The 16,569-nt window shown below is 28.9% G+C and carries 14 protein-coding genes; 3 read left to right on the top strand and 11 right to left on the bottom strand.

Features of this window, described 5'->3' with window-relative positions; translation table 11 throughout:
* Positions 1-300 precede the first annotated feature (300 nt).
* The 4 genes from ABXT65_RS06320 to ABXT65_RS06335 form a co-directional block, all read right to left on the bottom strand.
* Positions 301-1,563, bottom strand: coding sequence for a glycosyltransferase family 2 protein (locus ABXT65_RS06320; RefSeq protein WP_415323168.1), 1,263 nt, complete (start codon positions 1,561-1,563; stop codon positions 301-303).
* A 5-nt stretch (positions 1,564-1,568) separates the two neighbouring features.
* The gene (locus ABXT65_RS06325) at positions 1,569-2,543 is read right to left on the bottom strand and encodes an NAD-dependent epimerase/dehydratase family protein (RefSeq protein WP_415323170.1); all 975 of its coding nucleotides are present in this window, start codon (positions 2,541-2,543) and stop codon (positions 1,569-1,571) included.
* Positions 2,540-2,686, bottom strand: coding sequence for a hypothetical protein (locus ABXT65_RS06330; RefSeq protein ID WP_415323172.1), 147 nt, complete (start codon positions 2,684-2,686; stop codon positions 2,540-2,542). The genes ABXT65_RS06325 and ABXT65_RS06330 overlap by 4 nt, the downstream gene beginning before the upstream one ends.
* Before the next feature lie 397 nt (positions 2,687-3,083).
* Positions 3,084-3,218: a cytidylyltransferase domain-containing protein gene (locus ABXT65_RS06335; protein ID WP_415324212.1), complete on the bottom strand. Its 135-nt coding sequence runs from the start codon at positions 3,216-3,218 to the stop codon at positions 3,084-3,086.
* A gap of 91 nt (positions 3,219-3,309) precedes the next feature.
* Here ABXT65_RS06335 and ABXT65_RS06340 point away from each other — a divergent pair, with 91 nt between their 5' ends.
* Genes ABXT65_RS06340 through ABXT65_RS06350 form a run of 3 tightly spaced genes read left to right on the top strand, consistent with a single transcriptional unit; the run spans position 3,310 to position 6,228 of the window.
* Complete coding sequence (locus ABXT65_RS06340) at positions 3,310-4,116, top strand: N-acetylneuraminate synthase family protein (protein ID WP_415323174.1); 807 nt, start codon at positions 3,310-3,312, stop codon at positions 4,114-4,116.
* On the top strand, positions 4,104-5,279 hold the full coding sequence (locus tag ABXT65_RS06345) for an enolase C-terminal domain-like protein (RefSeq protein ID WP_415323176.1): 1,176 nt from the start codon (positions 4,104-4,106) through the stop codon (positions 5,277-5,279). Before ABXT65_RS06340 ends, ABXT65_RS06345 begins: the two co-directional genes overlap by 13 nt.
* Complete coding sequence (locus ABXT65_RS06350) at positions 5,263-6,228, top strand: NAD(P)-dependent oxidoreductase (protein WP_415323178.1); 966 nt, start codon at positions 5,263-5,265, stop codon at positions 6,226-6,228. Before ABXT65_RS06345 ends, ABXT65_RS06350 begins: the two co-directional genes overlap by 17 nt.
* Before the next feature lie 198 nt (positions 6,229-6,426).
* Here the strand turns inward: ABXT65_RS06350 and lpdA are convergent, their stop codons facing one another.
* Genes lpdA through ABXT65_RS06385 form a run of 7 tightly spaced genes read right to left on the bottom strand, consistent with a single transcriptional unit; the run spans position 6,427 to position 16,551 of the window.
* Complete coding sequence (gene lpdA / locus ABXT65_RS06355; RefSeq protein ID WP_415323180.1) at positions 6,427-7,827, bottom strand: dihydrolipoyl dehydrogenase; 1,401 nt, start codon at positions 7,825-7,827, stop codon at positions 6,427-6,429.
* Entirely contained in the window at positions 7,828-9,105 is a 1,278-nt protein-coding gene (gene odhB, locus ABXT65_RS06360; protein WP_415323182.1) for a 2-oxoglutarate dehydrogenase complex dihydrolipoyllysine-residue succinyltransferase, read from the bottom strand.
* 2 nt (positions 9,106-9,107) lie between these two features.
* Positions 9,108-12,011, bottom strand: coding sequence for a 2-oxoglutarate dehydrogenase E1 component (locus ABXT65_RS06365; protein WP_415323184.1), 2,904 nt, complete (start codon positions 12,009-12,011; stop codon positions 9,108-9,110).
* Between the two features lie 34 nt (positions 12,012-12,045).
* Entirely contained in the window at positions 12,046-12,921 is an 876-nt protein-coding gene (sucD, locus tag ABXT65_RS06370; protein WP_415323186.1) for a succinate--CoA ligase subunit alpha, read from the bottom strand.
* Between the two features lies 1 nt (position 12,922).
* Positions 12,923-14,083, bottom strand: a complete 1,161-nt coding sequence (gene sucC / locus ABXT65_RS06375) for an ADP-forming succinate--CoA ligase subunit beta (RefSeq protein WP_415323188.1) — start codon at positions 14,081-14,083, stop codon at positions 12,923-12,925.
* A gap of 2 nt (positions 14,084-14,085) precedes the next feature.
* A complete protein-coding gene (gene mdh, locus ABXT65_RS06380; RefSeq protein ID WP_415323190.1) occupies positions 14,086-15,048 on the bottom strand; it encodes a malate dehydrogenase in 963 nt (320 codons plus the stop codon).
* A 9-nt stretch (positions 15,049-15,057) separates the two neighbouring features.
* Positions 15,058-16,551 (bottom strand): CoA-acylating methylmalonate-semialdehyde dehydrogenase, encoded by a 1,494-nt coding sequence (locus ABXT65_RS06385; protein ID WP_415323191.1) that lies wholly within the window; start codon positions 16,549-16,551, stop codon positions 15,058-15,060.
* Between the last annotated feature and the right edge of the window lie 18 nt (positions 16,552-16,569).

Here is a 16,569-nt window from a genome sequence, read left to right on the forward strand (position 1 = left end):
TATTTTAATTAATTCTTATATTTTATCTTTTTTAAATAAATCTGAAGCATGTATTATTATTCCATGATTTCTCTTTCCAATTAACAAGGGCTTGTTTTATTTTCTTGAATTATTTAATTTGTCTAATCTAATAGTTTTTTCCTTATTATGTACAAATATTGATTCTAAAGTTTTTTTGCAGCAAAGATGGTGTCTGGAAAACAATTATTAATTACCTTCAGTAATCTTAAAAAAAATATGGCGCAGTTCAATCAAGGCAATTCTATAATTAGTATTAATTTTTAGATTAATATAAAAATTTTAGTATATTAACTTTATAATCCCAGAAAATTTATCCTGTTTAAATAAATTTGATGTATGTATTATTATTCCATGATTTCTCTTTGCAATTAATAAGGGTTTGTTTTCCTTTTTTAATTTATTATATTTGTTTAATCTGACATTTTTTCCATTATCATTTATAAATATTGGATCCAAAGTTTTTTTTGCAGCAAAGATTGTGTCTGGAAAATAATCGTTAATTGCTTTTAATGATCTTTTTAAAAATGATGAAGAAATACCATTAAAATCGTCACTACAAATCAGTAGATATTCTTTATCTTGTGAATATTTTAAAATTATTTTTTTATAATAATTTATTACATCCGAAAGATAGTAATCTTGATTTCTACTTTCTCCTATTTTTCTCTGATACATAAAATATTTATTATTCTTATTAATTTTTATATTATTGTTTATAAAAGTAAGAAATTTATATTTAAATTCTTGATTAATTGAGTCCAGGTTTTTTATAAGATTCTTTTTAGAAGCTTTATTGTGAATGTAGATAGGAAAAATATCACTTTGTTTTATTTGTAAATTATCTGAATGAATTCCAAAACTTTTCTTATTAAATAAAATTGTTTTTTTTGTTTTTATTAACCTTTCTGGAGTATTATTGTGATGTGAGCCATGGTAATGAAAAACTTTGCTTTCTGATGAGTAGTAAATAAGTTTTTTCTTCTTTTGCATTTCTGCAGCCCAATATCTGTCTTCTAAGTTTGTTATTGAGTTATTAAATTTATTATTTTTCCAGTCACTTTTTCTGATTATACTGCAAGCATTATTGAATTGAGGATCTATTTTTTGCAATTTACTTTCAGATCCATAAGTTAACATTAAATCCCGGATAGTTAAATCGTCACTAAAATTTAATGAAACTTGTCTTGCATAAGAGGCGCATATTTTTAGGTTATTTTTAAGACTTGTAACTAAGTTTTCGATTAAAAGGTTATCACAAGGAATGCAATGCGCACTTATAACCAAAACATATTCTCCTTTACATTTTGACATTCCAAAATTAAGCATCTTTCCAGGAATGTAATCTTCTTTATACTTAATATATCTAACTTTTTTTTTATCTTTCTTGACAATTATATCTGTTCCATCATTACTGTTATTATCTAATACCAATATTTCAAAAGGTTTTATTGTCTGACTTAAAATATTTTTTATACATAGATTTATCCACTTAGACTCGTTATAGCACCTGATTAAAACTGAAACTTTAAGTTCTTTCATCATTTATATTAATTAATATTTTTTGATTTATTGTAATCAATGTACCAATCAATAAACTTATCAATACCTTTTTTTAAATCTACCTTATATTTTAAGCTGTAATTTTTGATAGATTTTTCCATATTAGCATGTGTTCCATGCATGTCCCCACTTTGTTTTCCTATGTAATTTTTAGACGCTTTTATTTTTAATTTTTTTTCTATTAATTCTATAAAGAATTTTAATTTTTGTGGGTTATTACTACCTAAATTTAATATTTCAAATTTTTTATTTTCTTTTTTTTTAAGAATGGCTTCAATAAAATTAACAATATCTGTTATATAGGTAAAATCTCTGTAATGGTTTCCGTTATTAAAAACATTTATTTTTTTATTTTCAATTATTTTTTTTGTAAAATCAAAATATGCCATATCGGGTCTTCCCCATGGACCATATACAGTAAAAAATCTTAATAGTTTTACGGGTATATTGTACAAATGGCTGTATGAATGAGCTATTGCTTCCATCGAGATTTTTGAGGCAGCATAAAATGAAACAGGTGTAGCTGTTCTTTGGTCTTCCTTAAAATTTTTATTTTTTTGTAATCCATAAACACTACTTGAGCTTGCAAATAATATTTTTTTCGGGATTTTTTTTTTGCAAAGCTCTAAAATATTAGTTGTCGCTTGAATATTATTATCAATATAAGAATAAGGATTTTCTATTGAATATCTAACCCCAGCTTGTGCTGCAAGATGTATGATGTAATCAAATTTATGTTTTTGAAATATTTTTTTTAAACTATTTATATTACAGAGATCAGTTTTATAAAATTTAAATTTTTTTTTATCATTTAATATATCTTTTATTCTATCTTTTTTAAGTTTAGGATCGTAATAATTATTAAGAGAGTCAATACCTATAACATTTACATTTTTTTTTAATAAAAACTTAGTTACGTGGTATCCAATAAATCCAGCACATCCTGTTACTAAGTATTTCATTTATTTAGATATTTTCTAGCTTCTTTAAGTTCATTTAATGTGTCAATATTAACAAGCTTATATTTAATTACAACGAGACCGGTTTTTTTAGGCAAAATTGTATTTTTTGCAATAATAGATTTTTTAGATAAAAAGTAAGCCACGCCATTTGAGATATAGCAATTTTCCAAAGGCTGTCTACCTATAAATTTAGATCCATGTCTATCATTATAATGAAATAAATCATTTTTAGTTTTTAATATTTTAATTGGGTTAAATTTTGAGCTTATTTTTGTAACATTCCAATGACATCAAGTTTCTTATTTCTTAATTTTTTTAGACATTCACTTGAATGGGATATTTTTTTTTAGAGATGAGGTTGGCTGTAAAAGACATATGTACTGAAAATTAGTTTTATGAAATTTCTCATATCTTTTAAGTTCATATTTAATCACCTCAAGATCATTAACGTAATCTTTTGATAAATCTTTAGGTCTAAGATATTCTATTAAGGTTTTTTTTTGTAAATAATTTTTATAAACGTTTAGTCTGTGCTGACTGCTATTTTATCAAAAATATTACTTTTTTTGCAATATCGTAAGTATGTTCAATTAGAGATTTGCTATCAATTATTTTTAGTAAATTTTTATTTTTAATACTTTTGCTCACTGATCTCGAAGGTATAATAGCTAAAATTTTTAAAAATTATATTTAATTGCTTAATAATATAAAAGGAAGTAAATTGAATTTTTATGAAGCTATAATAATTTTAATTATCAAATAAAGAATGAAAAAAATAAAACTAGTAGCAGAAATAGGGTGGAATCACATGGGCAGTATTAGTTTAGCTGAGAAAATGATAACTGCTGCAAGTAAATCTGGAGCTGACTATGCAAAATTTCAAACATGGCAAGTAAAAAATTTAAAACCAGGTCCTTGGGACAAGGATGGAAGAAGAGAAATTTATGAAAAAGCAGAATTAAATAAAATAGATTATAAGAAACTAGCCAAAATTTGCAAACATCATAAAATTAAGTTTCTAACCAGTTTATTTAATCATAAAGATTTTGAGCTTATAAAAGATCTTAATTTAAAGGAAATTAAAATTCCATCACCAGAAAATAGAAACAGAAAGCTACTTCAATTTTGTTCTAACAATTTTAAAGATATTTATTTATCAACTGGAGCAGCAAGCATCACAGAAGTAAAAAAAAGTTTTAAATTATTAAGAAGAAATAATGTAAACCTTATGCATTGTGTTTCTGCATATCCGTGTGATCTAAGTTTAGTTAATTTAGATAGAATTAACTTACTAAAAAAAATTACAAAAAATGTTGGATTAAGTGACCATAGTGAGGGCATTTTAAGTGCAACATTAAGTTTACCTATGGGAGTAACTTTAATTGAAAAACATTTTACTACAAATAATAACCTTCCAGGGAGAGACAACAAATTTGCTATTTTGCCAAAGGATATGAAAAAACTTTCACAGAATATAAAAAACTTTTACGATATGTATGATTCAAAAAAACTAGGGTTTCTGAAGCAAGAAAAAGAGATAAGAAAAGTTTATACTGGTCGATGGATAAGCTAAAGAATACAACGATAAAATCTATTTCATCCAAAATACTTGCAGGAAGTTTTGGTAATGCTAAATATTTTGGTTATAAAGATAAAAAATTGATTAGTTTAGTTGAAATTCAAACAAAAGATGGCCTAATAGCGTACGGAGAAAGTTTGGTTGGGACATACTCTCCAACATTATACAAGAATAACTTAAAGTATGTATCTCAATTTTTTTTGAATAAAAATTTAGTTGAATCATTGAAGATTAGCCAAAAATTACAAATAAATAAATTTTTTTATTATTCGGGTATTTTAAAAAGTATTTTGGCTTCAATTGAAATAGCAATATTAAACTTAATATCTAATAAAAAAAAACAATCTTTAGCCAAAACAATAAATCAATTATACTTTGCATCAAAATCTAAAGAAAAAAAATTTATTAAAGTATATTCTAGTGCTGGATCTATAAAAGCAAATATACAAGACATTAAAAAAGATTTAAAAAAATCTAATTCATTAAATATTGATAATATAAAAATTAGACTAGATATAAATAAAGAGTATCGTTCAAAAATTAAATTACTACAAAATAACAATTTTAAATTTGCCATTGATTTAATTGCCAATACTTATGAAAAAAATAGAAATCACAGTAATCTTAAAAAATTTTTAAAATATATTCAAGAGTATAAACCTTTGTGGATTGAAGAATGTTTAAATGTAAATGATATTTATAAATTTGACGATATAAAAAAATTTAACAAAGGTATAAATTTTTCTTATGGAGAAAATTTCAATACAATTTTTGATTTTTTTAACTTAGCGCGTTATTATAAGTTTAAATATTTAAATATTGATATTAGCCACACTACAATATCAGATTTAGTAAAAATAATAAATTTAATTAAAAGTAATAATTTAAAGACAAAAATAATTTTTCATTGCTGGGGTGGGATAATAAATCTTCACACAAGTCTTGAAATTGCCTCTCTAATTGGTTCAAATATTGAAATGGTAGAATTCCCTATTGCAGATTTTTCATTAAATAATGAGTATGTTCAAAAAGTAGAGATAAAGCAGTCAAAATTGAATATTGATTCAATAGATAGAAAAAGTATAAACAAATTTTATTCAAAAGATTTAAACAAAAACAAATCAAAAAACTTCAAAAAGTATGAGTTCAAATTTTAATAGAAAAATAAAAATTCTTACTGATTTTAAATCAAAATTAGAAATGTTTAACTTAAATAAAAATGAAATAAATAAACTTAATAAAAAATTTCCAACAATAAAAATTGAATTTATCAACCTTAACAAAATAAAAAAAGAATATGATGCAGAAATATATTGGGGAACGAGAATTAATGATAAGATATTAAGTAAATGTCCTAATTTAAAATGGATACATTTCGGCTCTGTTGGAGTTGACAAGCTAAGTCATAAAAATTTAAAAAATAAAAAAATTTTAATAAGTAATAGTCCAGGTATAAACAGTGAATCAGTGTTTAATTTAGCTATTTTTTTTTTAATAGACACAACTAAAAAAGTTTTAAATAGAAAAAATCTAATTAATAGGTTGCAATATGAGAAAAATTTTAGTGAATGTAAGGATTTAGATAATCAAAAAATTATTGTACTTGGCTATGGAAATATTGCAAAAAAATTACAAAAATTTTCTAAGTTATTTAATCTAAATATAAATTTCTTATCGAGTAGAAAGCTAAAGATGAAAAATATTATAAATAAAATAAAATTTATAAGTAGTCTAAAAAATTATGATACAATAATTAATCTGTTAAAGTTTAATGAAAAAAATAAAAACTTTTTAACCAAAGATCTTTTTGATAAAATGAAAAAAGATATCAACCTTATATTAATTGGAAGATTAAAAACAACTAGTATTAAAGATCTATATAACTTTTTAAGAATAAACAAAAAAGCAACATGTTATTTAGATGCCTTGCCTGATAGACATAATAAAATTAATTTTCAAAAATTAAGGAAGCTTGATAATATTTTTATTACCCCTCATGTAGGAGGTTACTTTAAAAATTACTGGATAAATCAAATATCTATATTTGAAAATAATCTTAAGTTATTTATAAATGGTAAAAAAATTAAAAATATAATTTACGAATAAAAAGATAGATAATCAAAAATAATTAAAAGTTTTATTCAAAGCTTTGATTACTGCAATTTAAGTGATTTAACTGCTAATCATGCATCAATACAATCTTTAGATAAAAAAAAAGGGCTTTATATTAATAAACACAAATACTTTTTTTTAAAATTGAAAAAAATAATTTGAACTATGTAAATCTTATAGGATAATATGGGATTAAGAGTGTATTGCTCTTTTATCTACTGATAACGCTGCTTCTTTTACTGCCTCAGAAAATGTTGGGTGTGCATGACATGTTCTTGCGATATCTTCAGCACTAGCACCAAACTCCATTGCAACTCCAATTTCTCCAATTAATTCACCTGCATGAGGTCCAATAATATGTGCCCCTAAAACTCTATCTGTTTTTTCATCAGCTAGGATTTTAACAAAGCCTTCTGCTTCATCAATTGCTTTGGCTCTTGAGTTTGCCATAAATGAAAATTTACCAATTTTATATTTAGTATTTGTTTCTTTTAATTGTTCTTCTGTTTTCCCAATTGAAGCAACTTCTGGTGTTGTATAAACAACTCCAGGGATAATATCATAATTAACATGTCCTGATTGTCCTGCGATATTTTCTGCAACTGCAATACCTTCATCTTCAGCTTTGTGAGCTAGCATCGGTCCTTCAATTACATCTCCAATAGCATATACGTTCTTAATATTTGTTTGAAATGCTTTGTCAGTTTTAATTCTTTTCTTTTCATCTAATTCAACACCAATTGCTTCTAAATTTAAGTTGGTTGTGTTGGGTTTTCTACCAACAGATATAAGAACCACATCACAATCAAAATCTACTTTTTTTCCATCTTTGTCAGATGTTGAAACTGTAGCCCTATTAGTGCTTTTTTTAATTCCTTCTACTTTTGTCTGCATATGAAAATTAATTCCTTGATTCTTTAATATTTTCATAAATTCTGTAGATATTTCTCTATCCATACCAGGAGTAATATGCTCTAAAAATTCAACTACGTGAACTTCAGCACCCAATCTAGACCAAACAGACCCCATCTCTAATCCTATATAACCACCACCAACTACAACCATTTTTTTTGGAACTTCTTTTAAAGTTAATGCACCTGTTGAAGAAACAATTATTTTTTCATCAAATTCCATTCCTGGGAGTGATACAGGAACAGATCCTGTACTAATTACAGTTTTTTCAGTTTCTATTATAGTTTCTTTTTTTTGATCATCTAAAATAGAAATTTTATTTGCTGATTTAAAACTTCCTGTGCCTTTAAAATAAGTAACTTTATTTTTCTTAAATAAAAATTCTACACCTTTGGTTAAAACAGTAACTGCTTTATCCTTATTTTTCATCATTTTCTCAAGATTAAGTTTTACCTCGCCTACCTCTATCCCAAGTTTAGAAAAATTTTGCGCTTTATGATAATTCTCTGAAATATTTAATAAATTTTTAGAAGGTATGCACCCAACATTTAAACAAGTTCCACCTAATGATCCTCTAGATTCTATGCATGCAGTTTTAAGACCCAATTGTGCTAACCTTATCGCACACACATAACCTCCTGGACCTCCACCTATTACAACTGCTTGAAATTTATCTGACATCTAAATATTTAAAAATAACCTTCTTGGATCCTCTAAATTTTCTTTAACCATCTTTAAAAATGAAACTGACTCTTTTCCGTCAATAATTCTGTGGTCATAAGATAACGCAAGATACATAATGGGTCTAATTTTAATTTCTCCGTCAACCACCATTGGTCTTTCCACTATATTATGCATTCCTAATACACCAGATTGAGGTAAATTTAATATTGGAGTGGATAGCATTGAACCATAAACGCCTCCATTACTGATAGTAAATGTACCACCCTGAAGATCTTCTATAGTTATCTTTCCATCTCTTGCTTTTTCAGAAATTGTTTTAATATTTTTTTCAATATCAGCAAATGATAATTGATCTGCATCTCTTAATACTGGAACAACTAATCCTTTTTCAGTTCCTACTGCAAAACTTATATTATAATAGTTTTTATAAATGATTTCATCCCCATCAATTTCAGCATTAACAGATGGAAACGTTTTTAAAGCAGCAACACAAGCTTTTACAAAAAAGGACATAAACCCTAATTTAATATTATACCTACTTTGAAAATCTTCTTGATTTTCTTTTCTTATTTCCATTATGCTAGTCATGTCAACTTCATTGAATGTTGTTAGCAGTGCAGCATTTTCTTGCGCTTGTTTTAATCTTTTTGCGATTGTTTGTCTAAGTCTAGACATTTTAATTCTCTCTTCTTGACCATATTTAATTTTTCTTTCTGATGGTTTGGGATTTTCTCCCATCATGCTAATTAAATCACCTTTAAGAATTCTACCTTCTTTGCCAGATCCTCTAACTTTTTCTAAATCAATTTTATTCTCAACAACAATTTTTCTTACAGATGGCGAAAGTATTTCATTATTTTTATTTGAATAATCAGTTTTGTCTTTTTTAACTTCATTAATTAATATTAATGGCTCTTCTTCTTCAGGTTCTTCGAAAACTCTAGTTGTTCCTTTTTTAATTTCTAAATTGACAACATTGTTTTCTGTTGTTTTGGCTTCAATTTTTGTAATTACTTTTTTTTCAGATAGCTGAATTTCATTTTGACTTATCGTACCAAGTAGAGCTCCAACTTCTACGGTTGCACCATCCTTAGAATTTATTTCAAATAAAACTCCATCTATTGGAGATGGAACTTCCAGATTAACCTTGTCAGTTTCTAATTCTACAATTGCCTCATCTGCCTCAACAGTGTCACCTTCTTTTTTAAGCCACTTAGCAACTGTAGCTTCAGTTATGCTTTCTCCCAAAACCGGTACAAAAATCTTTTCACTCATTTTTATTCAAAAACCTTATTAATAATTTCTTGTTGTTGTGAAATATGTCTTTTTGCATATCCTGTTGCGGGGGATGCGTCTGGACTTCTTCCTATATAAAAAATTTCTCTATTATTAGCGTTAATAGTTTCTAATGTCCATTGTATATAATCCCTTACAGAAAACCATGCCCCCATATTTTTGGGCTCTTCCTGGCACCAATAAAATTTAGCATTTTCTGCATACTTTTTGATTTCTTTAACTAAACTTTTAACTGGGAAAGGGTAAAGCTGTTCAACTCTGTACAATACTACATCGTCTTTCTTTAATTTTTCTCTAGCATCCAATAGATCAAAGTAGACTTTTCCTGAACATAAAATCACTTTTTTAATTTTTGAACTTTCTTTTAATTTTATAAATCCATTTTCTTTATCTAGTGCATGATCCCATAAAATTCTGTGAAAAAATGTATCTTTATCAAAGTCTTCTATATTTGAAACACAATGTTTATTTCTTAATAAAGATTTTGGAGTCATTACTATTAGTGGCTTTCTAAATTCTCTATGCATTTGACGTCTTAAAGCATGAAAGTAGTTTGCTGGTGTTGTACAATTTACTACCTGCATATTATCATTAGCACATAATTGTAAAAACCTTTCTAGTCTTGCTGAAGAGTGTTCTGGTCCTTGACCTTCATATCCGTGAGGTAAAAGCATTACTAATCCTGATGCTCTTGTCCATTTTCTCTCTCCTGATGCAATAAATTGATCAATAACCACCTGAGCTCCATTTGCAAAATCGCCAAATTGTGCTTCCCACATTGTTAGAGTGTTTGGCTGCACCAAACTATAACCATATTCAAAACCTAAAACTGCTAATTCTGATAAAAAACTATCTACTATTTCATATCGTTTTTGATTTTTTGAAATATTATTTAATGGAACATATCTAGAGTTATCCTCTTGATTTCTTAGAACTGAATGTCTTTGACTAAACGTCCCTCTTCCTGAATCTTGACCAACTAATCTTACTGGATAGCCTTCTTCCAATAATGAACCAAATGCCAAAGCTTCAGCCGTTGACCAATCTATACTTTTTCCATCTGATACTGATGCTCTTCTAGAATCTAAAATTTTAATTATAGTTTTGTGTAAATTTAATTCCTCTGGTGTTGAATTAATCTTTTCTGAAATTTCTAAAAGTTTTTTCTGGTCAAAACCACTTATACCTCTTTTATCTTTTCCTTTTTCTGGTTTGTATCTTGACCAACTTCCCTCATACCATTCAATTTTTGGCTTATAATCTTTTGCATTTTTGTATTGATCATCTAGTAAATTTTTAAAGTCGGTTTTAAACTTTTTAAGTTCATCTTCCGAAAGTGTACTTTCATTTACTAATTTGCTTCCATACACTTCTACTGGTGTAGGGTGCGATCTAATTTTTTTATACATTAATGGCTGAGTAAAAGAAGGTTCATCTCCTTCATTATGGCCAAACCTTCTGTAACAAATTAGATCAACCACAACATCTCTATTAAATTTTAGCCTAAATTCAGTTGCAATTCTCGTCGCATAAACAACTGCTTCTGGGTCATCTCCATTTACATGAAGTATTGGGGCATCTACCATTTTTGCAACATCTGATGGATAAGGTGATGATCTTGCAAATCTTGGGCTTGTTGTAAAACCTATCTGATTATTAACGATAAAATGAATTGTTCCACCCGTATTGTGACCTGGCAAACCTGACATAGCAAAGCATTCTGCGACAACACCTTGACCAGCAAATGCTGCATCACCATGTATTAAAATAGGTAAAACTTTATTTCTATCTTTGTCTTGGTGAAAAAATTGCTTTCCTCTAGTTTGTCCTAATACAACAGGATTGACTGCTTCTAGGTGTGAAGGATTATCTGTAAGACCAACATGTATAGAGTTTCCATCAAACTTTCTATCCGATGATGCTCCTAAATGATATTTTACATCTCCCGCACCTTCTTCTCCTTTTGTTTGAACGTCTCCTGCAAATTCATTAAATATTCTTTTGTAAGATTTTTGTAAAACATTTGCTAACACATTAAGTCTACCTCTGTGAGACATTCCAATTTTAACTTCTTTGGCTCCAGATTGACCAGCAATTTTAATAATTTGCTCCAAAGCAGGAATTAAGCTTTCCCCTCCATCTAATCCGAATCTTTTTGTACCAACATATTTTTTGTGTAAAAATTTTTCAAAACCCTCAGCTTGAATAAGTTTATTTAAAATAGCTTCTTTACCATTTTTTGTAAATTGAATAGCATTTTCATCATGTTCGACTCGATCTCTAAGCCATTTTCTTTCAGTTGGGTTTGATATATGCATATATTCATAACCAATTGGTCCACAGTAAGTTTTATTTAAAAAACTTAATATTTCCTTTACAGTTGAGTGTTCTTTATTGGTAACACCGTCTAAATAAATTTTTTCATTATAATCTTCTTTTTTAAAACCGTAGTAATCAGGATGTAATTCATCTAGATATTCAGTTTTCATCATTCCTAAAGGATCAAGTTTTGCTAATAGATGCCCCCTTTGCCTGTAGGCTCTAATTAATGCGACAGCCCTGATTGAGTTAAGGTTACTTTTGATTAAATCTTTTGGTTCAATTGTTGTATTATCACTTCCTTTAGAGGGTTTTTTTTCATTCTCATCAATTTTTTTCTGAATTTGATCAAGATCAATTTTTTTTTTTAAACTCCATGATGGACCATTAATTTCTTTGGCAATCGTGCTTATATCTTCATCTATAGCCTCAAAATAATGTTGCCAACTTTCAGGAAGATCAGAATCTTTATTGATAAATTTTAGATACATTTGCTCTATAAATGCACTATTAGATTTACTAAGAAATGAAGTTTTTTCGAATTCTAGATTTTTTGATGATGACATCTATTTTAATGATATAATATTAGAAAAATATTTTTCAATTAGATAATTTATTAAATAGTGTTTTACCTAATTCAGATGGAGATTTAGCTATAGTAATCCCACATTCTTCCATTTTTTTAATCTTATCTTCTGCGCCACCTTTTCCACCTGATATAATGGCTCCAGCGTGACCCATTCTTCTTCCAGGGGGAGCTGTTATTCCAGCTACAAAGCCAACTATTGGTTTCTGTATTTTGTGATTTTTTATAAATTCTGCTGCCTCTTCTTCTGCAGAGCCACCAATTTCTCCTATCATAAGAATAGACTCTGTCTCTTCATCATTTAAAAATAAATCTAAACAGTCAATAAAGTTTGTTCCATTTACCGGATCTCCACCAATTCCTATGCAAGTAGATTGTCCCAGTCCATTTTCAGTAGTTTGTGCAACTGCTTCATACGTTAAAGTTCCCGATCTTGAGACAATTCCAACAGAACCCTTTTTATGAATATTGCCTGGCATAATCCCAATTTTACATTCATCGGGCGTAATTATTCCTGGACAGTTTGGTCCAATTAGTCTGCTATTTGAATTATTTAGTTTTTGTTTAACATGGAGCATATCTTGAATTGGTATGCCTTCGGTAATGCACACTATAAGTTCAACTGAGGCATCAATCGCTTCAATTATTGCAGCAGCTGCAAATTTTGCTGGAACATAAATCATTGTTGCATCAGCACCAACTTCTTGTTTAGCTTCTGCTACAGTATTAAAAACTGGACGATCAAGATGTTTTTGACCTCCTTTTTTTGGGGTAACTCCTCCAACAAGGTTGGTACCATACTCTATTGCTTGTTTAGAGTGAAATTCACCATGTTTTCCTGTAAACCCTTGGCATATAACTTTTGTATTTTTGTTAATTAAAACAGACATATTATTTTATAGCCTCTACTATTTTTTGTGCAGCATCATCTAAGTTTTCTGCTGAAATTAATTTTAATCCTGAATTATCTAAAATCTCTTTTCCTTCTTTAAAGTTAGTTCCAGCAAGTCTAACCACTAATGGAACACTTATGTTTATTTCTTTTGCAGCGTCTACAACTCCTTGTGCAAGAACATCACATCTCATTATTCCACCAAAAATATTTATTAGAATACCTTTAACATTTTTATCTGAAAGAATTATTTTAAGGGCTGCAGAGACTTTTTCTTTTGAAGCTCCACCGCCAACGTCTAAAAAATTTGCAGGTTCTTTTCCATATAATTTAATTATATCCATTGTTGCCATTGCTAAACCAGCTCCATTAACCATACATCCAATACTTCCATCAAGTTTTATATAAGCAAGATCGTGTTTGCTCGCTTCAATTTCTGCAGGGTCCTCTTCATTTAAATCTCTTAATTCAATAATTTCAGGATGTTTAAATAAAGCATTTGAATCAAAATTAACTTTTGCATCTAAACAAATTATCTTTTTTTCTTTAGTTAAAATTAAAGGATTAACCTCAACCATATTAGCATCAGTCCCAATAAACATATTATATACCGATTTAATTAGCAGTATTGCTTGTTTTTTTGCATCATCAGTTAAATTGTAAATTTTAATTATTTTTTCACAATTCTCATTTGAGATTTCATCTGTAATATCAATTTTTGTTGTTATAATCTTTTCTGGTGTATTATTTGCTACTTCTTCAATATCCATCCCACCTTGATCACTTGATATGAATGCAATTTTTGAACTAGCTCTATCTACCAAGCAAGATAAATAAAATTCTTTATCTATGTTTGACGACTCTTCAACATATAATCTTTTAACCTCTCTACCTTCGGGACCAGTTTGATGTGTTACAAGTATTTTTCCTAACAATACTTTTGCTGCACTACCCAACTCCTCTATGGTATTTAAAATTTTTACACCACCTGCTTTACCTCTTCCACCAGCATGAATTTGTGCTTTTAATACAAATTTTTCTGTTTTTAATAATTTTGCTTTTTCAACTAATTCATCAACCGTAAACGCAAAAAAACCCTCTGGTACAACTGCACCATATTTTTTCAAAATTTTTTTTGCTTGGTGTTCGTGAATATTCATTCTTATTTAGATAAATCTGGATCTATTTTTGATGCCACTTCCCACAATGTTTTAACAGCATCTATTGAGTGCATAAATTCTTTTTTTTCTTTTTCGTCTAAGTCTATTTGTTCTATTTTCTCAACACCATCTTTTCCAATTATTACTGGTACACCAGCATAAACATTATTAACACCATACTCTCCATTTAAATGAACTGCACATGGAAGTAATTTTTTTTCATCTTTTAAATATGCTTCTGCCATCTGTACTCCTGAAGCTGCTGGCGCATAAAATGCAGAACCTTTTTCTAAATATTTAACAATCTCCGCTCCACCATCTCTAGTTCTTTGATTAATTTCTTCTAATCTCTCTAATGATATTTTTCCTTTTTTAACCAGGTCTAATAATGGTTTGCCAGAAACTTTTGTAAATCTTGGCAAAGGAACCATTGTATCTCCATGACCTCCCATAACCGTTGCTTCAATTTCTTTTACAGGAACGTTTAACTCTAAAGATAAAAATAATTTAAATCTTGAGCTATCTAAAATTCCTGCCATTCCAACAACTTTATTGGCTGGTAAGCCTGAAAATTTTTGAAAAGCCATCACCATAACGTCTAGCGGATTTGTAATACATATAACAAATGCATTGGGTGCATTTTTTTTAATACCTTCTGCTACCTGTTTAATAATTTTTAAATTAATACCTAGTAGGTCATCTCTGCTCATACCTGGTTTTCTTGGTACACCAGCAGTTATTATTATTACGTCAGAATCTTTTATATCTTCATAATTGTCTGTTCCTGAAAATTTTACATTAAAACCATCAACAGAAGAAGATTGAGCAATATCTAAAGCCTTACCTTTGGCTATGCCGCTTGCAACATCAAAAAGTACCACTTCATCAGCCACTTCTTTAGTTCCAATTAAGTGAGCTAAAGTGCCCCCAATTTGACCTGCTCCTACTAAAGATATTTTTTTCATTTTTTCTCCTTATTTCATTGTTGGCATGACAAATTCTGCATTAGATCTTATTCCAGAAGGCCATCTTGATGTTACCGTCTTAAGTTTTGTATAAAATTTAATTCCTTCTGCTCCATGCATTGCACTGTCTCCAAATAGTGATCTTTTCCATCCCCCAAAACTATGGAATGCCATTGGCACAGGTATTGGAACATTAATTCCAACCATACCAACTTGAATTTTGCTAGCAAACGTTCGGCCAGTGTCACCGTCTCTTGTATAAATACTTACCCCATTACCATATTCATGATCATTAATTAGTTTTGTTGCTTCTTCAAAAGTTTTAACTCTTATGACTGACAAAACTGGCCCAAATATTTCTTCTTTGTAAATTCTCATATCTTTTTTAATGTGATCAAATAAACATCCCCCTATAAAGAAACCATTTTCATACCCCTGAAGCTTTATGTTTCTTCCGTCGACAACTAATTTGGCACCCTCTTCAACACCTAGATCAACATAACTTTTTACTTTTTCCAAATGTTCTTTGGTAACTAATGGACCCATCTCAGACGTTTTGTCCATACCAGGTCCTACTTTTAATGCTTCAGCTTTTTTTGATAATCGTGATACTAGCTCGTCACCTATATCTCCTACAGCTACTGCTACTGATTGAGCCATGCACCTTTCTCCAGCTGACCCATATGCTGCTCCCATCAATCCGTTTACTGCACCATCAAGATCACAATCAGGCATTACAACTAAATGGTTTTTTGCACCTCCTAAGGCTTGAACCCTTTTTTCATTTTTTGCAGAATTTTCATAAATATATTTTGCGATTGGGGTTGAACCTACAAAGCTTACAGCTTTAACATCTTTGTTCGTTAAAATTGCATCGACTGACTCTTTATCTCCATTAACGACATTAAAAACACCATCTGGCAATCCAGCTTCTGTTAGTAGTTCAGCAAGTCTTAGTGGGCACGATGGATCTTTTTCCGATGGTTTTAAAATAAATGTATTTCCACAAGCTATAGCTATAGGAAACATCCACATAGGTACCATTGCTGGAAAGTTAAAAGGTGTAATACCTGCAACAACTCCAAGTGGTTGACGCATTGACCAACTATCAACATTAGTTCCTACATTTTCTGAAAATTCTCCTTTAAGTAAATGTGGAATTCCACATGCAAACTCAACTACTTCTAGTCCTCTTGTTAAAGAACCTTTAGCATCTTCATAAACTTTACCATGTTCTGAAACTATTAATTTTGTAAGTTCGTCAGTATTTTTTTCTATTAACTCTTTAAATTTGAACATCACTCTTGCTCTTTGAAGGGGAGGTTTCTGTGACCAAGTTTCAAAAGCTTTTTTTGCTACTTCTACAGCTTGATCAAGGTCAGTTTTGCTAGCTAACCTTACTTCGGATTCTTGTTCACCCGTTGCAGGATTGAAAATTTTGCTTTTTCTATCAGATGAGCCTGAAATAAGCTTGCCACCGACGAAATGTTCTAATAAATTCATGAATGGTGTTATTTAAAG

It is taken from the genome of Candidatus Pelagibacter sp. Uisw_127, from assembly GCF_047722515.1.
Classification (GTDB): domain Bacteria; phylum Pseudomonadota; class Alphaproteobacteria; order Pelagibacterales; family Pelagibacteraceae; genus Pelagibacter.